The 21,761-nt window shown below is 65.9% G+C and carries 25 protein-coding genes; 19 read left to right on the top strand and 6 right to left on the bottom strand.

Annotation, left to right across the window (positions count from 1 at the left end; genetic code table 11):
* The 4 genes from ON40_RS23595 to ON40_RS23580 all read left to right on the top strand — a co-directional run.
* A partial coding sequence (locus tag ON40_RS23595; RefSeq protein ID WP_040826213.1) for an ATP-binding protein occupies positions 1-580 on the top strand: 580 nt, incomplete at its 5' end.
* Between the two features lie 317 nt (positions 581-897).
* A complete protein-coding gene (gene dprA / locus ON40_RS23590) occupies positions 898-2,082 on the top strand; it encodes a DNA-processing protein DprA (RefSeq protein WP_083895866.1) in 1,185 nt (394 codons plus the stop codon).
* A 99-nt stretch (positions 2,083-2,181) separates the two neighbouring features.
* Entirely contained in the window at positions 2,182-3,105 is a 924-nt protein-coding gene (locus tag ON40_RS23585) for a tyrosine recombinase XerC (protein ID WP_040826168.1), read from the top strand.
* A gap of 63 nt (positions 3,106-3,168) precedes the next feature.
* Positions 3,169-3,540, top strand: a complete 372-nt coding sequence (locus tag ON40_RS23580; protein WP_040826166.1) for a GatB/YqeY domain-containing protein — start codon at positions 3,169-3,171, stop codon at positions 3,538-3,540.
* Between the two features lie 61 nt (positions 3,541-3,601).
* Here the strand turns inward: ON40_RS23580 and ON40_RS23575 are convergent, their stop codons facing one another.
* Positions 3,602-4,117 (bottom strand): DUF1990 domain-containing protein, encoded by a 516-nt coding sequence (locus ON40_RS23575; RefSeq protein ID WP_040826164.1) that lies wholly within the window; start codon positions 4,115-4,117, stop codon positions 3,602-3,604.
* 122 nt (positions 4,118-4,239) lie between these two features.
* Between ON40_RS23575 and ON40_RS23570 the strand changes: the two genes are divergently transcribed.
* Complete coding sequence (locus ON40_RS23570) at positions 4,240-5,007, top strand: siderophore-interacting protein (RefSeq protein WP_040826162.1); 768 nt, start codon at positions 4,240-4,242, stop codon at positions 5,005-5,007.
* A gap of 13 nt (positions 5,008-5,020) precedes the next feature.
* Here ON40_RS23570 and ON40_RS23565 read toward each other — a convergent pair whose 3' ends face one another.
* Positions 5,021-5,530, bottom strand: coding sequence for a M23 family metallopeptidase (locus ON40_RS23565; RefSeq protein WP_040826161.1), 510 nt, complete (start codon positions 5,528-5,530; stop codon positions 5,021-5,023).
* Between the two features lie 320 nt (positions 5,531-5,850).
* On the opposite strand from ON40_RS23565, the gene rpsB reads away from it, so the two are divergent.
* The 7 genes from rpsB (at position 5,851) to ON40_RS23530 (ending at position 12,429) form a co-directional block, all read left to right on the top strand.
* Positions 5,851-6,693, top strand: a complete 843-nt coding sequence (gene rpsB, locus ON40_RS23560) for a 30S ribosomal protein S2 (protein ID WP_040826160.1) — start codon at positions 5,851-5,853, stop codon at positions 6,691-6,693.
* A 132-nt stretch (positions 6,694-6,825) separates the two neighbouring features.
* A complete protein-coding gene (gene tsf / locus ON40_RS23555) occupies positions 6,826-7,650 on the top strand; it encodes a translation elongation factor Ts (RefSeq protein ID WP_040826159.1) in 825 nt (274 codons plus the stop codon).
* A 195-nt stretch (positions 7,651-7,845) separates the two neighbouring features.
* Positions 7,846-8,574, top strand: coding sequence for a UMP kinase (gene pyrH, locus ON40_RS23550; RefSeq protein ID WP_040826158.1), 729 nt, complete (start codon positions 7,846-7,848; stop codon positions 8,572-8,574).
* A gap of 84 nt (positions 8,575-8,658) precedes the next feature.
* A complete protein-coding gene (frr, locus tag ON40_RS23545; RefSeq protein ID WP_040826209.1) occupies positions 8,659-9,216 on the top strand; it encodes a ribosome recycling factor in 558 nt (185 codons plus the stop codon).
* A gap of 99 nt (positions 9,217-9,315) precedes the next feature.
* On the top strand, positions 9,316-10,260 hold the full coding sequence (locus tag ON40_RS23540) for a phosphatidate cytidylyltransferase (RefSeq protein WP_051193463.1): 945 nt from the start codon (positions 9,316-9,318) through the stop codon (positions 10,258-10,260).
* Positions 10,261-10,416: 156 nt separating this feature from the next.
* Entirely contained in the window at positions 10,417-10,641 is a 225-nt protein-coding gene (locus tag ON40_RS23535; protein ID WP_040826157.1) for a hypothetical protein, read from the top strand.
* 111 nt (positions 10,642-10,752) lie between these two features.
* A complete protein-coding gene (locus ON40_RS23530) occupies positions 10,753-12,429 on the top strand; it encodes a metallophosphoesterase (protein WP_040826156.1) in 1,677 nt (558 codons plus the stop codon).
* A gap of 3 nt (positions 12,430-12,432) precedes the next feature.
* Here the strand turns inward: ON40_RS23530 and ON40_RS23525 are convergent, their stop codons facing one another.
* Positions 12,433-12,849, bottom strand: a complete 417-nt coding sequence (locus ON40_RS23525) for a LapA family protein (protein ID WP_040826155.1) — start codon at positions 12,847-12,849, stop codon at positions 12,433-12,435.
* A 109-nt stretch (positions 12,850-12,958) separates the two neighbouring features.
* Here ON40_RS23525 and rlmN point away from each other — a divergent pair, with 109 nt between their 5' ends.
* Positions 12,959-14,068, top strand: coding sequence for a dual-specificity RNA methyltransferase RlmN (rlmN, locus tag ON40_RS23520; RefSeq protein ID WP_040826153.1), 1,110 nt, complete (start codon positions 12,959-12,961; stop codon positions 14,066-14,068).
* A 483-nt stretch (positions 14,069-14,551) separates the two neighbouring features.
* Here rlmN and ON40_RS23515 read toward each other — a convergent pair whose 3' ends face one another.
* Positions 14,552-15,988 (bottom strand): ATP-binding protein, encoded by a 1,437-nt coding sequence (locus ON40_RS23515; protein WP_040826152.1) that lies wholly within the window; start codon positions 15,986-15,988, stop codon positions 14,552-14,554.
* A 520-nt stretch (positions 15,989-16,508) separates the two neighbouring features.
* Between ON40_RS23515 and ON40_RS53975 the strand changes: the two genes are divergently transcribed.
* The 4 genes from ON40_RS53975 to ON40_RS23500 all read left to right on the top strand — a co-directional run bounded on the left by ON40_RS53975 (position 16,509) and on the right by ON40_RS23500 (position 19,009).
* Entirely contained in the window at positions 16,509-16,640 is a 132-nt protein-coding gene (locus tag ON40_RS53975) for a ParA family protein (protein WP_218008848.1), read from the top strand.
* 135 nt (positions 16,641-16,775) lie between these two features.
* The gene (locus tag ON40_RS23510; RefSeq protein ID WP_218008847.1) at positions 16,776-17,453 is read left to right on the top strand and encodes a ParA family protein; all 678 of its coding nucleotides are present in this window, start codon (positions 16,776-16,778) and stop codon (positions 17,451-17,453) included.
* Positions 17,450-18,229, top strand: a complete 780-nt coding sequence (locus ON40_RS23505) for a hypothetical protein (protein ID WP_051193459.1) — start codon at positions 17,450-17,452, stop codon at positions 18,227-18,229. The genes ON40_RS23510 and ON40_RS23505 overlap by 4 nt, the downstream gene beginning before the upstream one ends.
* A 21-nt stretch (positions 18,230-18,250) precedes the next feature.
* A complete protein-coding gene (locus ON40_RS23500; RefSeq protein ID WP_218008846.1) occupies positions 18,251-19,009 on the top strand; it encodes a restriction system modified-DNA reader domain-containing protein in 759 nt (252 codons plus the stop codon).
* A 160-nt stretch (positions 19,010-19,169) separates the two neighbouring features.
* Here ON40_RS23500 and ON40_RS23495 read toward each other — a convergent pair whose 3' ends face one another.
* Positions 19,170-19,439: a hypothetical protein gene (locus ON40_RS23495; protein ID WP_040826151.1), complete on the bottom strand. Its 270-nt coding sequence runs from the start codon at positions 19,437-19,439 to the stop codon at positions 19,170-19,172.
* Entirely contained in the window at positions 19,436-19,738 is a 303-nt protein-coding gene (locus ON40_RS23490; RefSeq protein ID WP_051193458.1) for a helix-turn-helix domain-containing protein, read from the bottom strand. The genes ON40_RS23495 and ON40_RS23490 overlap by 4 nt, the downstream gene beginning before the upstream one ends.
* Before the next feature lie 130 nt (positions 19,739-19,868).
* On the opposite strand from ON40_RS23490, the gene ON40_RS23485 reads away from it, so the two are divergent.
* Together ON40_RS23485 and ON40_RS23480 are read left to right on the top strand one after the other, a co-directional pair.
* Positions 19,869-20,852 (top strand): glycoside hydrolase family 3 N-terminal domain-containing protein, encoded by a 984-nt coding sequence (locus ON40_RS23485; RefSeq protein ID WP_040826150.1) that lies wholly within the window; start codon positions 19,869-19,871, stop codon positions 20,850-20,852.
* Positions 20,853-20,871: 19 nt separating this feature from the next.
* Entirely contained in the window at positions 20,872-21,759 is an 888-nt protein-coding gene (locus ON40_RS23480; RefSeq protein ID WP_040826149.1) for a fructosamine kinase family protein, read from the top strand.
* Positions 21,760-21,761: the final 2 nt, after the last annotated feature.

Genomic DNA, 21,761 nt, shown 5'->3' with positions numbered 1-21,761 from the left:
TACGAAGGTGCTCGAGGCGTTGCGAACTCCGTTGGAGGAGGGGGAGATCCGCATCGCCAGACGCGACGGCGTGGCCCGCTATCCGGCGCGTTTCCAACTGGTGCTGGCGGCCAATCCCTGTCCGTGTGCGCCCGCGCGGGATGTCGACTGCATCTGCGCACCGCTGGCGCGGCGGCGTTATCTCGGGAAGTTGTCCGGGCCGCTGATGGATCGCATCGATATCTGGGTGCAGATGCACGGGCAGGCTTCGGGTGCGTTCGCCTCCTCGGAGGCCGAGAGCAGTGCGGAGGTGCGCGGCCGGGTCGAAGCGGCGCGCAAGGCGGCTGCCGAGCGTTGGCAGGAGTACGGCTGGACCACCAATGCCGAGGTCCCCGGACATACTCTGCGCCAACGTTTCCGGCTGCCGGGCGAGGCGCTCGTCCCGGTGGAGAACGCACTCCGGCAGGGCCGGATGTCCGCCCGCGGCGCCGACCGAGCGATCAGAGTCGCCTGGACCATCTGCGACCTGCGCGGCGGCGAGATACCCGGCACTCAGGACGTGATGCAGGCGCTGAACTTCCGGCAGCGGGGTGCGGCATGAGCACAGGGCAGTGGCTGCACGAGGACCCGACGCCCAGCGAATGCGACAGTGCCGGGCCAGTGGTGCGTGAGGAGTTGGGGTTGGGTGCTCGTGACGGTGCGGGAGTGGTGGTGCGTGAGGAGTTGGCGTTGCGTGCTCGTGACGGTGCAGGGGTGGTCACGGGTGAAGAGTTGGCGTTGCGTGCTTGCGACGGTGCAGGGGTGGTCGTGGATGAAGAGTTGACGCTGCCCGCTTGTGACAGTGCAGCGGTGGTGGTGGGTGGGGAGTCGACGGTGCCCGCTCGTGACGGCACAAGGACGGTGGCGGTGTGCGGGGAAATGAGGTCGCGCGGACACGAGAATGTCGGTGCCTCAGTGGGCTTCGCCGGGGACGAGGCCGATGAGCGGCGGTTGGCGTGGGTGTATCTGTCGCGAGTGGTGCAGGGGCCGTGCGCGGCGCTGTCCGCGTTGATCGAGCGGGTGGGTGTCGTCGAGGCGGCGCGGGCGGTGCGGGAGTGCGACCTGCCCGATTCGCTGCGTGGGCCGACCGAACAGCGTCGCGGGATCGATTGTGCCGAAAGGGATCTGGAGAGCATTCTCGGATCGGGTGGGCGTGTGGTGACGCCGGACGATCCGGAGTGGCCCGCTTGGCGGATGCTGGGGCTCGGCCAGCTCGACTCGGCACGTGATCCGGGCGCGGCGGTCCCGCTGGTGTTGTGGGTGCGGGGGCCGCGATCGTTGCTGACCGCCAGCGAACAGGCGCTGGCCGTGGTGGGTGCGCGATGCAGTACCGGTTACGGCGAGCGGGTCACCGCCGAAATCGTCGGCGATCTCGCGCCTCGCGGCTGGACGATCGTCTCCGGAGCCGCCTTCGGGATCGATGGCGCCGCACATCGCGCGGCGTTGGCCGCCGGTGCGCCGACGATCGCGGTCCTGGCCTGCGGTGTGGACCGGCCGTATCCGGCCTCGCACGCGCGCCTGCTCGCCGAGATCGCCGAGACCGGACTGGTCGTGAGCGAATATCCGCCCGGCACCACCGCGCACAAGCATCACTTCCTGGCGCGGAACCGGATCATCGCGGCATTGGCCGACGGTGTGCTGGTCGTGGAGGCCGGATTGCGCAGTGGCGCCCGCAATACCGTGAAATGGGCTCGCCGACTGGGCCGTCCGGCCCTGGCGGTCCCCGGACCGGTCACCTCCGCCTCCTCGGTGGGTTGCCACCGCATGATCCGCGAGGGCGAGGCCGTGCTGGTCGGCCGTGCCGAGGAGATCATCGACGAGGCGGGCCCCCTGCAACTGTCGCTACCCGCCGACGCCCCCACCCCCGAACGATCCCTCGACGGCGACGAGGCCCTCGTCTACGCCGCGATCCCCAGAACCGGCGCCCGAATCCCGCTCGAACTGTCCGGCGAATCCGGACTCCCACTCCCGTCCGTCCGCGCCGCACTCGCTGCCTTGGACCTCGCGGGACTGGTCGGCTGCGACGAATCCGGTTGGTTCAGAGTCGCGCCGGGCGGTCGTTAGGGATGTGCGCACCTGTCGGGTGGTGCCCTGGGGCGCGGATCCGCGAGGGTGCGGTGCGGTGACTTGTCAGGTGGGCTGGGGTCGGTGAGTGTGGTGGGTATGGATGCACTGCCCGAGGATCTGGAAGCGTTGCTGCTGGAGTACGGGCGGCATCTGCGGCTCGGGCGCAACCGGTCCGCGCATACGGTGCGGGCGTATGTGGGCGATGCGCGGTCGCTGCTGATGCATTTGTGTTCTCGGGCGGCCGATTCCGGGGTCGGGGAGATCGATCTGCCGCTGCTGCGGTCCTGGTTGTCCGAGCAGTCGGGGGCAGGGGTGGCACGTACCACGATGGCGCGGCGCGCGTCGGCGGCGCGCACCTTCACCGGCTGGCTCACCCACACCGGGCGGCTGTCGATCGATCCGGGACCGCGGCTGGGATCGGCGCGGGCGCATCGGGTCCTGCCCGCGGTGCTGGGTCGAGAGCAGGCTGCCGATGTGATGGATGCCGCGCAATCCGGTGCCGCACAACATGATCCGATGGCACTGCGGGACAGATTGATCGTCGAGCTGCTCTATGCGACGGGTATCCGGGTGAGCGAGCTGTGCGGCCTCGACATCGACGATATCGATCGGGAACGCCGCCTGGTCCGGGTACTCGGCAAGGGCAACAAGGAGCGTGCGGTCCCGTTCGGTGTGCCCGCCGACGAAGCACTCGAGAGCTGGCTGCGTTCGGGCCGCCCGGCCTTCGCCAACACCGAGTCCGGTCGCGCCCTGCTGCTGGGCCGCCGCGGTCGCCGCCTCGACCAACGGCAGGCCAGAACGGTTGTGCACGAGGTTGTTTCGGCCATACCCGGCGCGCCCGACCTGGGCCCGCACGGCCTGCGGCACACCGCCGCGACCCACTTGCTCGAGGGCGGCGCGGACCTGCGCATCGTCCAGGAACTCCTCGGCCACGCCAGTATGGCCACCACCCAGCTCTACACCCACGTCTCCGTCGAACGCCTGCGAAAGGTCCACGACCAGGCCCATCCCCGAGCCTGACCCCGTCGTCCCGAAGCGAAATCGGTTCGACCCGACTGCTGTCCGGCACGTACCGTCGCACGCATGTCGACAGACCCGATCGCCCAGGTACCTCCCCTGCGTGAACGTCTGCGCGCAGCCCTGCCCGACGCCATGAAACGGCGCGACCGCTGTGCGACGGCGGCCCTGCGCTCGGCGCTGGCTGCGATCGACAATGCCGAGGCCGTCACCATCGACGATCTATCGGCCGGCCCCGTCGAGGCCAGTGCCCTGGGCCCTGGCTCCGCCGAGGTCCCCCGCCGCGAACTCACCGAGTCCGATATCGAACGCATCGTGCGTGCCGAGGTCGACGAACGCCATGCGGCCGCAGGTGAATTCGATGCGCGGGGTCGCGCGGATCGGGTGGCGGCGCTGCGTGCGGAGGCTGCGGTTCTCGAAGCATTTCTGCTCGGCTGAGCGTCGGCGACGCGAACTCGTCGAGTCCGGCATCCGAATCTCTCGTCGGTTCGAGTGCAGCTCAGGCCGGGCGGATGGCGTCGATGTATTTTCCGGCGATGTAGCTCTGCAGTAGGCGGGTCACCGGGCCCCCGAGGCGGGTGTACCAGGTGCCGGGGCGGGAGAAGGCGGCGATCAGGCCGTGCACCGAGTCGTCGGCGGGGTCGTATTCGACGGCGAACAGTTCCTCGCCGATCTCGGGGTGACCCGGCAGGGTGCCGTAGGCGAAGCCGCGGCGATTCGGCTCGTCCAGGACGTAGACAACGCGGCAGGGGGCGGTGATGGCCAGGGGACCGATGCCCAGGCGGACCGTGAGCGCCGTGCCGTGCGCCGCGGACGGCGTGCTCGCGGAGCCGAAGATGCCGACACCGCGTTGCATGCGATAGGTGAGCACCTCCTGGGCTGCCGACTCGAAGAGAGCACGGCCGGTGCCGATCTGCCGCCGGAGCCGGAAATGGTGATAGCCGGCCGGGAATTCCCTGTCCGTGGCACCGGTTTCGGGATAGGTGAAGGGCGGGGTATCGGGTTCATCGGCCATCTCCCCATCCTGGCCGATGACGTGCCCGCCCGACTGAATACCATTCAATGACATATCGCGAGCTATCGGCGATACTTCATGCTAATGTTCCTTAGGTAATCCTAATTACTTGGAGGTGCCTTGTGGCTCGTACACCGTTGTCCTTCGTTGTCCGGCGCACCGAACGCCTGACCGATCATCTGATCCGGGTCCATCTGGGTGGCCCCGGATTCGCGGCCTTCACGCCCAACGGTTTCACCGACGCCTACGTCAAACTGCAGATCCCGGGACCCGACGGCCCCACCACTCGTACCTATACGGTCCGCTCGATCGATCCCGAACTCGAGCAGATCGCCATCGATTTCGTCTACCACGGCGCCGAGGGTGTGGCGGGTCCGTGGGCCGCCGCGGCGCAGCCGGGCGACGAGCTCGAGCTGTCGGGGCCCGGCGGCGCCTACGCGCCCAGGCTCGACGCCGACTGGCATCTGCTCGCCGGTGACGAATCGGCGCTGCCGGCCATCTCGGCGGCGTGTGCCGCGTTGCCGGAAAGTGCGGTGGGCCGGGTGTTCGTCGAGATCAGCGGTCCCGCAGACGAATTGGACTTCCCGCGGCCCGCGGGCGTGAACCTGGACTGGTTGCACCGTGGCGACCGCGAGCCCGGCGTCGCACTCGCCGAGGCCGTGCTCGCCGAACCGTGGCGCGACGGGCGGGTACACGTGTTCATCCACGGTGAGGCCCAGGTCGTCATGCACGAGTTGCGCCCCTACATCCGCAAGGAGCGGGGCGTCCCCGCCGATCACGCCTCGATCTCGGGGTACTGGCGCCGCGGCCGCACCGAGGAGACCTTCCGGCAGTGGAAGCGCGAGCTGGCCGAGCGCGAGGGCGCGCAGCCGACCGGCGCGCCGCGGTAACGCACCGGCGGGATCACGGCGGCTGCCCCTGCTGCGGCAGCACCGGTTTGAGTCGTAGCGGCGCGAGGCGGATCAGCCCGAGCGGATCGAGATACTCGCGCCCACGCCGCAGCCCCCAGTGCAGGCAGGCCGCAGCGCACCCCGGATGCCCGGCCTCCAGCGTGCCGAGTGCCTCGCCGCGAAACACTTTGCGCCCCACCGCAACCGATGCGCGCACCGGTTCGTAGGAGGTCCGCAACCCGCCTTCGTGATTCACCGACACCACCGGTTTTCCGGCCACCTCACCCGCGAAGACGACGACCCCGTCCCCGGCGGCGAGTACGGGCTGCCCGGTGACGCCGCCGAGGTCGACTCCGCGATGTCCGGGCAGCCAATCGTGCACCGGCCGGTCGAACCGCCGCAGCACCGGCGGCCGCGGGTGCAGCGGCCAGTCGAACGCTGCGGGCCCGGCCTCTGCCCGGGGCATGGGCAGCAGCATCGGCACCACCAGCCAGCCCAGCAGAATCGCGAATATCCGGCGCATGGGTCCACGGTGCGGGCGGCGATCGTGTCGCGAAAGCCCGCCTTCGGCGAGTGTGGACAACTTCGACGGTGTGAATGCACACCATTTCCGATTCACCGCTCGCGGCATCCGCTGTTCGAGCCCCCCAGCACCCCGTTTAGGAGATCCGCTCGCGGGCTCGTAGACTGGTCCGGCGGTCCGCTCATTCCGGGACCGACTTCGCGCGTCCAGCGCACAAGCCGTCGGCTGGTCCCCAGAAACGGGGTTCCGGCGGCCGTGGACGCCAGGGCAGAGGTCGCCGACCCCTGCGACAACCAGCAACGAAAGAGAGATACGCAGCCATGGCTGTCGTAACTATGAAGCAGCTGCTCGACAGCGGCGCGCACTTCGGGCATCAGACCCGCCGGTGGAACCCGAAGATGAAGCGGTTCATCTTCACCGACCGCAACGGCATCTACATCATCGACCTGCAGCAGACGCTGACGTACATCGACAAGGCGTACGAGTTCGTCAAGGAGACCGTCGCGCACGGCGGCACCGTGCTGTTCGTCGGCACCAAGAAGCAGGCGCAGGAGTCCATCGCCGCCGAGGCCACCCGCGTCGGCATGCCGTATGTGAACCAGCGCTGGCTCGGTGGCATGCTCACCAACTTCTCGACCGTCCACAAGCGGCTGCAGCGCCTGAAGGAGCTGGAGTCGATGGAGCAGACCGGCGGTTTCGAGGGTCGCACCAAGAAGGAAATCCTCATGCTCACGCGTGAGAAGAACAAGCTGGAGCGCACCCTCGGCGGTATCCGGGACATGGCCAAGGTTCCCTCGGCCATCTGGGTCGTCGACACCAACAAGGAGCACATCGCCGTCGGCGAGGCTCGCAAGCTGAACATCCCGGTCATCGCGATCCTGGACACCAACTGCGACCCCGACCTGGTCGATTACCCGATCCCGGGCAACGACGACGCGATCCGTTCGGCCGCGCTGCTGACCAAGGTCGTCGCCTCCGCCGTCGCCGAGGGTGTGCAGGCTCGCGCCGCGCGCGCCAGCGGCGATGTGAAGCCCGAGGCCGGCGCCGGTGAGCCGCTCGCCGAGTGGGAGCAGGAGCTGCTGGCTCAGGCGACCCCGTCCACCGACGAGGCCGCTGCCGAGGCCCCGGCCGCAGAGCCGACCCCGGCTGCCGCCGAGAGCTGACCCAGCGTCCGATGGCGGCAGCCCCGCCGCCATGACGGATTTGTTCACCGTGCCGGCCCTTCCTGTTCGGAAGCGGTCGGCATGGTGGTGCTTCGACCTGATACCTACTCCCCGTTAAGGAGGCTCGCCAGGATGGCGAACTACACCGCCGCTGACGTGAAGCGGCTCCGCGAGCTCACCGGCTCCGGCATGATGGACTGCAAGAAGGCCCTGGAAGAGACCGACGGCGACTTCGACAAGGCCGTCGAGGTGCTGCGCATCAAGGGTGCCAAGGACGTCGGTAAGCGCGCCGAGCGCGCCACCGCCGAGGGCCTGGTCGCCGCCCAGGACGGCGTCATGGTCGAGATCAACTCCGAGACCGACTTCGTCGCCAAGAACGCCGAGTTCCAGACGCTGGCCGCCCAGGTCGTCGAGGCCGCCGCGAAGGCGCGTCCGGCCGATCTGGAGTCGCTCAAGGCCGTCGAGCTCGGCGGCAAGACCGTCGACCAGGTCGTGCAGGAGCTCGCCGCCAAGATCGGCGAGAAGCTCGAGCTGCGTCGCGTCGTGTCCTTCGAGGGCCCGGTCGCGACCTACCTGCACAAGCGCGCCACCGACCTGCCGCCGGCCGTCGGTGTGCTGGTCGAGTACCAGGGTGAGGGCGAGGGCGCCGCCGAGGCCGCTCGTGCCGCCGGTATGCAGATCGCGGCTCTGAAGGCCAAGTACCTGACCCGCGAGGACGTCCCCGCGGATCTGGTGGCCAAGGAGCGCGAGATCGCCGAGGCGACCGCCAAGGAGGAGGGCAAGCCGGAGGCCGCCCTGCCGAAGATCGTCGAGGGCCGCGTGAACGGCTTCTACAAGGACGTCGTCCTGCTGGAGCAGCCGTCGGTCACCGACAACAAGAAGACCGTGAAGGCGCAGTTGGACGCGGCCGGAGTCACCGTGACCCGTTTCGCTCGCTTCGAGGTCGGCCAGGCCTGACCGGGCCGGATCGACTACGGAGGGCTCCCCGTGCACTGCGCGGGGAGCCCTCCGTGCGTCGAATCAGGGTCGGCTGACCATCGCGGCCCGGCATAGGGCAGGATGGACGCAGCTTTTGTCACCATCCCGTGCTCGTTGCGACACCGGATGGTCTTTTCGCGTGTGCATGGCGTTCCGCCGAGGAGAAGGAGACAGATGTCGGACCCGGAACCGGCTCGTAAGGGCTATCGCCGAGTACTCCTCAAATTGGGAGGAGAGATGTTCGGCGGAGGCAACGTCGGGCTCGACCCGGATGTCGTGCAGACCGTTGCCGAGCAGATCGCGGAGGTGGTCGCGACCGGCGTTCAGGTGGCGGTGGTGATCGGCGGCGGCAACTTCTTCCGCGGCGCGGAGCTCGAGGACCGCGGGATGGAGCGGGCGCGCTCGGATTACATGGGCATGCTCGGCACCGTGATGAACAGCCTTGCGCTGCAAGACTTTCTGCAGAAGCAAGGGGTCGACACCCGAGTGCAGACGGCGATCACCATGGGGCAGGTCGCCGAGCCCTACATCCCGCTGCGCGCCAAGCGGCACCTGGAGAAGGGCCGCGTGGTGATCTTCGGTGCGGGTATGGGCATGCCGTACTTCTCCACCGACACCACCGCCGCGCAGCGTGCGCTGGAGATCGGCGCGGAGGTCGTGCTGATGGCCAAGGCGGTCGACGGTGTGTTCAACGCCGACCCCCGGCAGGATCCGGCGGCCACGATGTACTCCGAGATCACCCACAAGGAGGTCATCGAACGTGGGCTCAAGGTGGCCGACGCCACCGCCTTCAGTCTCTGTATGGACAACCAGATGCCGATACTGGTGTTCAATCTTCTGACCAAGGGCAATATCGCCCGCGCGGTCGCCGGTGAGAAGATCGGCACACTGGTTCGGTCCTGACGAGCGTCGGGAGCGGTGTCTTCGTGGATGCCCGCCCTCGTGATCCCGGAACCGACAACGACTAACGCTGTGGAGGAAACGGTCGTGATTGAGGAAGCACTCTTCGACGCCGAGGAGAAGATGGAGAAGGCCGTCACGGTGGCGAAGGACGACCTCGGATCCATTCGTACCGGTCGGGCGAACCCGAGCATGTTCAACCGGGTTCAGGTCGAGTACTACGGATCGATGACGCCGATCACCCAGATGTCGGGGATCACCGTGCCCGAGCCCCGCATGGTCGTGATCAAGCCCTACGAGCAGGCGCAGCTGCAGGCCATCGAGACCGCGATCCGCAACTCGGACCTGGGCGTGAACCCCACCAACGACGGCAACATCATCCGCGTCTCGGTGCCTCAGCTCACCGAGGAGCGTCGCCGCGAGATGGTGAAGCAGGCCAAGAGCAAGGGCGAGGACGCCAAGATCTCCATCCGCAACGTGCGTCGCAAGACGATGGACGAGCTGAACCGCATCCAGAAGGACGGCGAGGCGGGCGAGGACGAAGTGGGCCGCGCCGAGAAGGAATTGGACAAGACCACGCAGAGGTACGTGGCGCAGATCGATGAACTGGTCAAGCACAAGGAATCGGAGCTGCTCGAGGTCTGACGGCCCAGGGCGCGAGTGCCTGCCCGGGGCGGGGACGGAGTGGACGGATACGTGAGCGACGGGACAATCGTGGCCGAACAAGCCGCGGCCGGCGAGGGCATGCCGGCGAGCGAAGCAGCCGGTGCATCCGGCGCATCGGACCAGGCGGCTTCCGCCGGTCCGGAGCAGGCGTCCGCCGAGGGTGAGCAGCCGCAGCCCGAGGCCGACCGGCCCGAGGAGGCCAAGCCCTCGCGGGCGGGCCGCAATCTACCGGCCGCGCTGGCGGTCGGCTTCGGTCTCGGTCTGTCCCTGATCGCGATTCTGCTGTTCGCACCGAGGATTCTGGTCGGCGTGATCGCGGTGGCGATCGCGATCGCCACCTGGGAGGTCGCCAAGCGACTACGCGAGGCCGATGTGCTGGTGCCGCGTATCCCGTTGCTGGTGGGCGGGCAGGCGTTGGTCTGGCTGGCCTGGCCGTACGGCGCGCAGGGGGTCGCCGGGGCGTTCGGCCTGACTGCGCTGGTGTGTATGGCGTGGCGGCTGTTCGATCACGGCCTGGCCGCGACACCGCGAAATTTCCTGCGCGACACCGCGATCACGGTGTTCGTGCTGGCCTGGATCCCGTTGCTGGCCTCGTTCGCGGTGCTGATGCTGTCCGAGCCGAGCGGCAACCTGCGGGTGCTGACCTTCATGATCCTCGTGGTCTGCTCGGACGTCGGCGGCTATGTGGCGGGTGTGCTGTTCGGGCGGCATCCGATGGTTCCGGCGATCAGCCCGAAGAAGTCCTGGGAGGGTTTCGGCGGTTCCCTGGTGTTCTGCATCATCGGCGGATTGCTGACGGTGACGTTGCTGCTGCAGGCGAATTCGATGATCGGCGTGCTGCTGGGCGTTGCGGTGGTGCTGGTCGCCACCTGCGGGGATCTGATCGAATCGCAGATCAAGCGGGAGCTGGGCATCAAGGATATGGGCACGCTGCTGCCCGGCCACGGCGGCATCATGGATCGGCTCGATTCGATGCTGCCGTCGGCGTTCGTGTCCTGGTTGGTGTTGACCGCACTGCTGTGAATTCGCCGGGCAGTGTGCCCGATTCGCCTCGCTTCCTCTTGCAATCATCGAAACGCGTTGAGTTCTGGGCTTTTTCCGCGCCGATTGCCAGGTAACTCGAAGCCTGCCGCAGTCTGATCTGGTGGTGGAGAACATCGCCGCCTGGAAAGGATCAGCATGCGCTCGTTGATGATTGCCGCCGTGGGGGCCGTGATCGCGGTGGGGCCGGTCGTCGGCGCCGGTGTCGCACTGGCCGGCCATCCGCTCCCGTCCTGTGCGGATGTGAACACCTCGAATGTTCCCTGCCAGAGCCAGGACGATCCGATGCACTTTCACGGCACCGACCACAACGCGTCGCATCAACCGCACGAGGACAGCCTGTCGGCGCCTTCGACGCCGTAACCTCCCGAGGCGGGGAAGACTGCGTTCATCGCGCTGTCGGGTCTCGGTAATCTTGCGCGACTTGGATGAGTCGGATATCCGTTCCCACCCCTCGGCGCGAAGGTTTCCATCATGTTCAACCCTCCCGGCCTGGCCCCGAATACCGGAATTCCCGAGGGCCTGGCTGCCCGGATGACGATGGACGAGCAGTACGACTGGCATCGGTCGTATCTGAAACGGCATGCGGTGAGCCGTCGTTCATTCCTGCGCGGCAGTTCGGCCGCGGCGATGGCGGCGGGATTTTCCTCGTTCGGCGCGCTCGCCTATGCGGACGGTGCCCCGCTCGCGGTGGCCGGACGGCATGTCGGATTCGGACCGGATGCGGCGAGCCAGTTGCGGTTCTCGGCGCAGTTGTCGCGTAATCCGGGTAGCGCCAAGGTATTTCTCGAACACGGTCCCACTCCCGCGCTGGGTGCGCGGGTCGAGGCGCAGGTGCGCAATCTCCTCACCCAGATTCCGCGCACCGACGGCGGGGTGCTCGCGGCCGAACAGTTCTACGTGCACGCTCCGGTGAACGGGCTGCCCGGACGGATTCCGCACTTCTACCGTTGGCGCACCTCCGACGGCTTCGTGAGCGAGGTGGCTTCGGCGGCTCCGGCCATGCCGAGTTCGCGGGCGGCGGTGCTGCCGTTCCGGTTCACCATGATGGGCGATCAGGGTATCGATGACACTCCCGCTCAGCCCGCGGGGCTGCAGCCCGGTGGCTACCGGAACAAGTACGGCAAGGGAGATGCGCCCGGCGCGCGCAATGCCGCGGCGATTCAGCGTCAGATCGTCGCCTGCAAGCCGGACTTCCACATTCTGGCCGGTGACATCAGTTACGCCGATCCCTCGCACGGTGGTGGACCGGACTGGTTCGTCCCGAGCGGCACCTCGAAGAACGAGAAGATCGATGCGTACAACCCGTTCGTCTGGGACAACTACTTCCAGGCCATCGAGGGCAGTGCCGCGCGGGTGCCGTGGATGTTCGCCACCGGCAATCACGATATGGAGGCGGTGTACGGCACGCACGGGTACGGCGGGCTGACCGCGCGGCTGGATATGCCCGACAACGGCCCGGCCGGTTGCCCGTCGGTGTATTCGTTCCGATACGGCAACGTGGCGGTGCTCTCGCTCGACGCCAACGAGACCTGCCACCAGTATCAGGCGAATCTCGGCTATTCCGGTGGGGCGCAGAAGAATTGGCTGGAGCGGACGTTGGCTGCGCATCGGTCCGATCCGGCCGTGGACTTCATCGTCTGCTTCTTCCACGAATGCGCCTATGCCACGGGTGTGGGAGGGGCCAGTGACGGCGGGGTGCGTGGGACGTTCGCGGAACTGTTCGACCGCTACGACGTGGATCTGGCGTTGCAGGGGCACAACCACTGTTTCGAACGCACGGACCCGATTCGTGGTGGCCGTGCGACGCGGGTCGCGGCGGACAACGCGATCGTCTATCCGGAAACCGACGGCACGGTGTACTATGTCGTCGGCGGGGGTGGCGCCGCACACGGCGAGTTCGAGTTCGGCGAGAGTTACCGCGGCCACGAACTGCCCGATACCGCTGTCGCGCGTAGCGGGCTGTGGGACGCCGACGGGAAGCAGCAGTACGAGGCGGTGCAGTGGTCGCGGGTGCGCTACGGCCGGTATTCGTTCATCCGCGTGGATGTGCGGCCGGGGGTGTTCTCCAGTGAGATGGATGTGATCGCCATCGACGAGTTCGGGCGCGAATTCGACAAGGTGACTTTCCGGCGTCTGGTGCGCCGATGACGTTCAGGCGCGTTTGGCCGCGCGCCGCAACTGCATGATCCGCCAGCCGCCCGCGAGTCCCATCACCAGTGATCCGGCGATCAGCGACAGCAGGATGGTCACGCCCAACGGCAGCGAGAAGCTCCAGAAGAACAGCGTGACCTTCACCTGATTCAGATTCTGCAGGATGAAGACCAGCAGGATGATGCCGATGATCGCGGCGGCGACCAGGCTGACCCAGGTGGCTCCGGCGCGTGTGCGCAGTGGGTCCTTGCGCGCGGGGCGGGTGCTGGTCGCGGGAGTGGTGTCGGGTGTCGTGGTGTCCGGGACGGCGGGAGGTTCCGAGCTGGTGGCAGGTTCCGGGATCTTGGGCGATTCCGGTGCGGCAGACGTCCGCGGGGGAGTGTCCGGGCCCGAGCTCGATGCGGCGTCGCTGGTCATACCTCGATGATTACCCATTGCTATGTGTTCTGCACGCAGGTTGGCGTCCGAAACCGTTCCGTGCCCCGGACCCCACCGACCTGGATGTGGATGGGACACTGGTGAGGTTATGGCTACCCCCCTTCCGCTCGTTTTCGATGCCCCGCGTCGTGGCATGCCGCCGCGGCATCTCGCCGACCTCGATGCGGACGAGCGTCGCAAGGCGGTTCAGGATCTGGGGTTGCCCAAGTTCCGGGCCGACCAGATCGCCCGGCAGTACTACGGCCGTCTGGTGGCCGATCCCGAGCAGATGACCGATCTGCCCGCGCAGCTGCGGGCCACGGTGGCCGAATCGCTGTTCCCGCCCCTGCTGACCGAGGTCCGGCACGTGGTGTGTGACGAGGGCACCACCCGCAAGACGCTGTGGCGCGCGGGCGACGGCACCCTCCTGGAATCGGTCCTGATGCGTTATCCGGACCGCAACACCCTGTGCATCTCCAGCCAGGCCGGCTGCGGCATGGCCTGCCCGTTCTGCGCCACCGGCCAAGGCGGCCTGAACCGCAACCTGTCCACCGCCGAAATCGTCGACCAGGTCCGCGCCGCCGCAGCCGCCCTGCGAGACGGCGAGGTCAGCGGTGGCCCCGGCCGCCTGTCCAACATCGTGTTCATGGGCATGGGTGAGCCCCTGGCGAATTACAAGCGTGTGGTGAATGCGGTGCGGCGCATCACTTCTCCGGCTCCGGATGGTCTGGGTATTTCGCAGCGGAGTGTGGTGGTCTCGACGGTTGGTTTGGCTCCGGCGATCCGGAAGCTGGCCGATGAGGGTCTGTCGGTGACTTTGGCTGTGTCGCTGCATACTCCGGATGATGAACTTCGAGATACGTTGGTGCCGGTCAACAATCGTTGGTCGGTGGCCGAGGTTCTGGATGCGGCGAAGTATTACGCGGACTCCTCGGGTCGTCGGGTGTCGATCGAGTATGCGTTGATCCGTGATGTGAACGATCAGCCGTGGCGTGCGGACATGTTGGGTTCGAAGTTGCACAAGGCGTTGGGTTCTCGTGTGCACGTGAATCTGATCCCGTTGAACCCGACTCCGGGTTCGGAGTGGGATGCGTCGCCGAAACCTGTTGAGCGGGAGTTCGTTCGGCGGGTGGAGGCGCAGGGGGTGGCGTGTACGGTGCGGGATACGCGGGGTCAGGAGATCGCCGCGGCCTGCGGCCAGCTCGCGGCTGAAGGGTAGCGTCTTCCAATCGGAGTATTGGGTTCGAGTGTCTGTGTGCCATCCGAGGTTCGAGCCTCGGACCCGTTGTTATGGGTTCGGGGTTCGCCTGTGCTCACGGCTAACCGCCGGTAGTCCCGAACGCTTGCCCTATCGGTGGTTATGTCCCAATGGGGGACAGGACAGGTCACGGAAGATTACGCGCGGTCATGCCGAAAGTTGGGGAAATTTTCGGATGGGTCAATTCTGATACGTCGCAGGTTTGTGCCCTAGGCGGGGCATTATAAGGACGGGAACGGCTCTGAACAGTGGTTTTCCTGGGGAACGCTGACAGTTGAAGCGCGATCCGCGAGAATGATCGTGTAACGCTTTATGAACTGCTGCAATCGATCTGGTGTTGGTGGGGGCCTAGGAGTGGGGAAGTCTCGGAGTCCGAGCGTCAGGCGCGGGATCTCCTCAGCGTCGTTATGATCAGATTCGAGTGTTGCTGGATCTGAAGTCGGCTCACCTGGTTCGGTTGTCGCGCGGCTGCCATGCCTCGAGTAGATCTGCGGGGGTGAAGACGGCATCGAGGTGATCGGTTGTCGCTCCGGAGCGGGTGACTGCGATCAGTGGGACCGGATCATCTGTCACTCGGTGGCGGTGGCGCTGGAGTGCGGTCAGGTCGTGGTTGTCGAAGGGGGAGTTTTCCAGCCATTTGATAGATCCCAAGAACGTCAGTTCGTGTGCGACGGGCTCTCTGTCAGCGCCGACGATGTCGATTTCGATGTCGTTGCTGCGGGTCCAATAGCCACCGATTGCGGGAACTGCGGGGATTCCGTGTACGGGCAGCAGGCGTGCCAGTGATTCGCGAATCAATGGCTCTACGGCGCGCCCGCGCCAGCTGGTCCATCCGCGGTGAATGCGTTCGAGGGTCAGGTCTGGGCGCATGCGGTCCAATTCGGCGAGGTGCGGGCCGAGGAAGGTCAGCCAGAAGCGGAGGTATGGGTCGGTGATCCGGTAGCGGCGTTCTTTCGAGGGGGTGAGGCTGATCGGGAGCTCGGCTGCGACGATGCCCTTGTCGGTCAGCAGCTCAGTGGCGCGTGACAGTGTCGAGTGCGCAATTCCGCCGGCTGCTCGGGCGATGTTGGTGAAGGTGCGTTCGCCGCTGCCGATTGCCGCCAGGACCTGGCGGGCTTGGGTCTGGTCCGGAAATTCGGCGGCCAGGGATAGTTGTGCGGAAACAACCAATGGGCTGACCGGATCTGCTAGTTCGCGGGAAAGGAATGCCTGGACATCCTCGCCCGTGTTCCAGCGCGCCGCGATGATGGGGAGCCCACCGGTGACCAGGGTGGCGTCGAAGGCGGCGGCCGGGGCGAGGCCCGTCATTGCGGCCACATCGGCCGGATTGAGTGGTCCCAGCCGCATTTCGGTGCCGCGTTGGTGGAATGGCCGTCCGTATGAGGTCAGTGCCTGCATCATGGCGAGATCGGAACCGATGAGGATCAGCAGCACGGGTTTGCGCGACAGTTCGCGATCCCAAGCCCGCTGCAGAACGCTCTCGAACGCTCCTGCGGGGTCCATGAGGTATGGCAGCTCGTCGAGCACCACGACACTTGGCTGGTTCTCGGGCAAGATACTTGCGAGCTGGCGGAATGCGGCAGTCCAGTTGCCTGGTATGGCATCGGCGAAGATGTCGGCGTCAGGCAGCGACGAACCTCGTACGGCGTCGGTGAACTCGGTCAGCGGCTCGGTGCCGAAGCCGATCTCGCTGGTATGAAAGACGTTTGGTACCCGGTGTCGGTCGATGAACTCCTCCACAAGTGCGGACTTGCCGATTCGGCGTCGCCCGCGCAGGATCAGACATCGCCCCGGCCTGGTCGTTCCGATCTCCGCTCGCACTCCGTCCAATGCGGCCGACAGTGTGTTCAGTTCGCGCTCTCGTCCGATGAAGTCGCCCAACCCGCACCTCCCTAACGCTCGATACTATCGGTGTCGATAGTATCGCATGAGATACTATCTCATTTGGGAGAATGTAAGGCAGCGCGGTTCGATCGACGTAGAAGGTGGTCGGGCGACTTTGTAAGACGGTGGGCATGGGTGAGCCGCTGGCGCGTCGAGTAAATCGGGCGAAAAGTACTGCGCAGTACATAATCCGGGAATTTGGATAGAACCGGTCGGTACATTCCCGGTGGAACCCGGATTTAATACCGCCCGGCCTGGTCTTGGAGCGGGGTAAACCCGGTAAGCCTCCGCGAAAGCTGCTGTGAAAGAGCCAGTTTCAGCTTGCGGCATTGACTGCTGATGGCACTATCGATGTGGGCCGAGACGGCCCGTGTGTTGTGGACGGGGGTTCATATGGCGGCGCGGAGTGGGAATCCTTCTGTGCAGGTGAGCTTTTCGTCTCTTCACCGGGATCGGCACAGCGAAATGTGATCAGTTTCGCCGACGTTGTCGGCGCCTGAGACCTGTGGGGAGTGCTATGCGGGTCGTAGCGGTCATGAATTACAAAGGTGGCGTGGGGAAGACGACGCTCACCTCGAATCTCGGTGCGGTGGTAGCCAATCGCGGGCTCCGTGTGCTGCTCATCGACTGGATCCGCAGACCGACCTGACCTTCTCGTTCTACTCGATTGACGAGTGGCAGGAACGATTGAAGGATAGCCGGACGATCAGGCAGTGGTATGACGGCGATATGCCAGGACGGGAAGTCTCGCTGGCGGATCTCATCGTGACCCCGGAGCGGGTCAATGGCCTGCTCGGAGGTCACGGCGGGGCGGCTCGACCTCATCTCATCGCATCTCGGCCTCATTGATATCGACCTCGAGCTTGCTGCGCAGTTGGGCGGGACCACCACCCTCGAGGCTTCGAAGCGGAGATTCCTGGACCTGCACAGTTGCCTACGGCGTGCCTTGGATGACAGTCAGTTCGTCTCCTATGACCTGGTACTGATCGACTGTGCGCCGAATTTCGGCCTCGTCACCAAAACCGCGATCGTGGCCAGTGAGCACATACTCGTACCGGCCAAGGCCGATTATCTGTCCACCTTGGGGTTGGACTACCTGGTCGGTAATTGCGCTGGACTTGTTGAGCAGTTCAACGACTTCGTCGACCACAAAGGTGGCACCGGCGGCCATGACCCGATCGATCCCGGTTTCCTTGGGGTCGTCTTCACCATGGTGCAGATCTATTCGCAACAGGTGACTCTCGCCCAGCAACGTTGGATCGACGAGGTCACCGCGGCTTCGCGAGTTCCTGTGCTGGCGAGCAGGATTCGCAACAGTTCCCGGCACTTTGGCGACGCGGGGGAGAGCGGTGTGCCCGCGATGCTGCGAAGTGGGGTGAAGGACGAAGTCGTCAAGGAGTTCGATCAGTTGGCCGATGAGGTCCTGGGTGCGCTCGAATTGTCGTCGGGTGATCACCGGTGAACGATCTGAGGAGTTTTGCCGCCTTACAGAGCCGCGTCTACGAGTTTCTGGAGCGACAGGACGAGGCCACCTTGAGGGCGATCATCAGTGGAACAGCGCGACTCGATGTCGTAGTCGACGGTGCTTCATCACAGGCTGGCTCGGCGTCTCACGAAAACGTACGTATCGCTCCTTATTTGCAGCCAGTCGATGTCGGCATCGTGCCGTCACGCGATCCGGTGCAAGTGGCGTACCAACTTTCGCAGTTGTCGTCGGAGCGGCGGAGGTCCTACCTGAGTGCGGCCAACCTGACCGTCGCGGAACTGCAGGATGTGGCCAAGCGGCTGGGCCTGCGTGGGTACAGCAAGCTTACGAAGGCCAAACTTTTCGAGGCGTTGATCAGCCATGGAATTGTCAGCGCCGACGTGGTCGCGAGCCAGTCGCGGCCGCTCGAGTCCTCGTCCTCCGACCCGGCAGACGGGCTTACCGCGACCGGTAGCACAGTTCTCGAAGGTGAAACCGCTTCGGATGAGAGCCGATCCGCGGGTACAGCGCCGCCGATCGAGCCGAATTCCAAAGCGGCGCACGTCGCCTCGCACCTGCGCGAGACCGAGACCGAGGAAGAGGGCGCCGCGTATCTGCGCGCACAGCAGTTGGACCGGGCGACCATGCTCGCTGTCGCTACCGAACTGCATCTCACGCGCGTGGATCGCTTGAGCCGCACCGAACTCGAGAGACGAGTGCTCGAGCAAGCCATCGGTGCCCGCCGAAAGTTCGCTGGTCTACGGAAGTGGTGAATACCCATGACGAGTGGGGCAGTGACCGAGCGAGACGACGAGACAGTCAGCCGATCCATGTACCTCATCGGCGGTCGTCGCGTCACGGTGTCGGACTTGTTGGATGCCGACCTCATTCAAGTCGGCGAGACACTCAGATTCCGGCGTAGCAGGATTGGCGTGGCGTACGACGCGACGGTTACCGAGACGGGCCGAATCCGGCTCGGGCCCGACGGTGAGGAATTCCGCTCACCGTCGCGGGCAGCCATGGTGGCAGCCGGGATGCGGGCTGTCGACGGGTGGCGGGTGTGGCTCGTGGTCGACCAGAACCGGATGTTGGACGCTGTCCGCCAGGAACTTCTCGACCAGGTGATTTCGCGAGTGGCGGCGGTAGCTCACCAGCACAACGAAGATACCGAGCGCCAACGCATCCACGAGCGGCTGCGGCAGGCACGCAGGCTTGCGGACGAACACTCCCCGGAGCGCATCTCCGTCCGCGATCTACTGTCATTGTGGGGAGCATCGGATCGAGGCGATCAAGTCAGCCGAATCGAGGCTGATCTGGCGAACCACGGGCTGGTGACTTCCCCGAGTTTCCGTGCGGTCACTCTGGACACGACGGTTTCACTGACCACACCGCCCAGCGAGGCGGAAGAGACCACGGCGGCCGATCTGCCCGGGACCGAGGACGTTCCGGTCGGTACGGACGATGAAGGTGGTAGCGACCTGGATGTCCGGCTCACGGTCGGGAACCTGTTCCGCTTTCATCTCTCGGCTGGAAGAGATCCGGATCATCCGTAACAAGGTCATGCACTTTCATCCGGACCCGATACCCGAAGACGCGGTCGACAAGCTGAGGCGGTTCAACAAGCTCCTGCACCGGTATCGGGAGCGGGCGTGATCGCCCGGCTGCTGGTGACGAGAGCGCCTTCCGGAGATCGGCTGGTCGAGTTGCGTACAACTAGCTGTGGGAGCGGCGGAGTTCTTTGCTTCGCTCGGTGAGCATGGCGGCCAGATGGTGGGTGTGGTCTTGTCGTCGAAGCCGATTGTGTCGACCTGATCGATCCATGGTTCGGTCCGGTGCAGTCGCCGGATCGGCGAGGTACGACTCGGCATAGGTGAACAGGACGTCGTCGCGCTCGCGGTGCAGGTGACCGGCGAGGCGGCCTGCTTTGTAGACGTCAGCCTTCTCGACATGTCGGAGTTCGGTGGGATCGGGATGACCGGTCACTGTGGATGGGCCTCCACAACGCGTAGCTCGGTGGCGGCGGTCAGGTCCCTGGCGTCGACCAGTGGCATGGCCACCAGCGTCAACCCGAGCGCATCCAAGATACGCAAGGTCACTGCCATGGTCTGCGAGGTGTGGCCTGCCTCGAGGGTGCGCACCGATGAGATGCCGACGTCGGCCAGGTCGGCCAGGTCGCGTTGGGTCAGTTTCAGGGCTCGTCGCCGTTCTGCAGTGAACGTTCCGAAATCGGGGAGAGGCCCTGTCTCGCTGCGGGATCGGTGGCGCGGTGTCGACCGACTCATCCACCTCTCCTGTAATCGTTGCTATGGCACCGTTAGTTCCCGCTTCTGGCTCGTATGCCTGAGTCGGTGTGCTGGGCGGTTACTGTGGATGGCGGCTCATCCGACCCTGCCAACGAACGGAACGATACGTATGCTCGACCGGCGTAGGTTCTTGACCTCGGTGTCCGCTGCCGCATTGGGCGTTGTGGCACTTCCGGCTGTGCGCGGCCGGGCTGCGGCTCTGCCTGCTGGGCGGCGCATCATTTACTCGTACAAGGGGACCCAGCCTCCGGCGGAATTGCTCACGTTGGCGTCGAAAAGCCAGGTCGGGGGCGTCATCTTTTTCGCCGACAACATTGCGTCGGCACAGCAGGTCGCTGAGGTCGCCGCGGAGCTGCGTAAGGCTTCGCCGGTGCCGTTGCTGCTGACCACGGATCAGGAGGGTGGGCAGGTCAACCGGTTGCCGGGCGGGCCGACCCAGTCCAACAAGCAGGTCGGTGCCGCCGGGGATGTCGCTCGTGCCGCGGACGCGCAGGCAGCCGGTGCTGCGCACGTGCTGGCCGCGGCGAATCTCGACACCGATCTCGCTCCTGTGCTCGATGTGTACCGCCGTCCGGGGGATTTTCTGGACCAGTACGGGCGCAGCTATTCCGACCGTCCGGCCGTGGTGGGTGACTGCGCGGAAGCGTATATCCGGACCTTGCAGGGCAATAAGATCTCGGCCTGCGCGAAACACTTCCCGGGCCTGGGATCCGCGCCCGCGGGTGCGAACACCGACGAAAAGCCGGTCACCATCACCTCGTCGGCGCAGGAATTGACCGGGGTCGATATGGTCCCGTTCGCTCGGGCGATTCGAGCCGGGGTGGCACACGTCATGATGTCCTGGGCGGTCTATCCGGCGCTGGATGCGAACCGTCCGGCGGGTATGTCGCCGGTGATCGTGCAGAATCACCTGCGCCAGCGACTCGGATTCCGGGGGTTGATCATCAGCGACGCACTGGAAGCGGGAGCGCTCGCGCGCTACGGGTCGACCGGCAACCGGGCGATTGCTGCCAACCAGGCAGGGATAGATCTGCTGTGCTGTTCGTCCCGCGACATCGAACAGGGCAAGGAAGCGGCGCAGGCGCTGCGCTGAGTGGCGTACCATCGCGCCGATGGACCTCGATTGGCTTCGTGCCAACCCACGTCATCTGGGAATGTTCCTCGAGCATCAGCGAATTCGGGTGACCCCGGTGTCCGGTGGCGATGTGTGCATCGCGGAACGACTGACGTTGGACGATGGCAGCGAGCTGTTCGCCAAACGGTTGTCGAGGACGCCGCCCGCGGATTTCTTCGCCGCCGAGGCAGCGGGGCTGCGGTGGATCGCGGTGCGCGGCGGCCCGTCGCTGCCCGAGGTGATTGCGGTGGATTCGAGCGGAATCGCGCTGCAATGGATCGATCACGGTGAACCGAGTCCAGCCGGTGCCGAGGACTTCGGTCGGCGACTGGCTGTACTGCATCAGGCACCCTGTTCGGACTTCGGCGCCGACTGGGCGGGGTACATCGGGACCGAACCCTTGGACAACACGCCGACCAGCGGCGCCACCGCGTGGCTCGAGTGGTACCGGCTGCGCCGAATCGAGCCTTTTCTGCGCGCATCCAGGGATTCGGGGGCTCTCACCGCCGATGATGTCGCGGCCGTCGAGGCGGCTCTGGACAGGTTCGACCCGCCGGTCGAAGGCCCGGCCAGAATTCACGGCGACCTGCATTTGCACAACCTGCTCTGGGGTCGTGACGAAGTATGGCTGGTGGATCCGGCCGCGCACGGTGGGCATCGAGAGACCGACCTGGCCACCTTGCGCTTGTTCGGCGGCGCGCCGTACCTGGATCGAATTGTCGCCGGTTATCAGGAGATTCATCCACTCGCGACAGGCTGGGAGGAACGAATCGGAGTACACCAGTTGCATCTGGCCCTGGTCCATACGGCGATGGCCGGACCCGTGTACGCCGATCTGGTACGCGCCGCCGCCGCACCGGCCGGAAAGTTTTTCGAGAGCCGGTGAGA

Source organism: Nocardia jiangxiensis NBRC 101359 (genome assembly GCF_000308615.1).
GTDB classification, from domain to species: Bacteria; Actinomycetota; Actinomycetes; order Mycobacteriales; family Mycobacteriaceae; genus Nocardia; species Nocardia jiangxiensis.
Note: the sequence above shows the minus strand (reverse complement) of the source record. Positions and strands in the feature narration are given on the sequence as shown.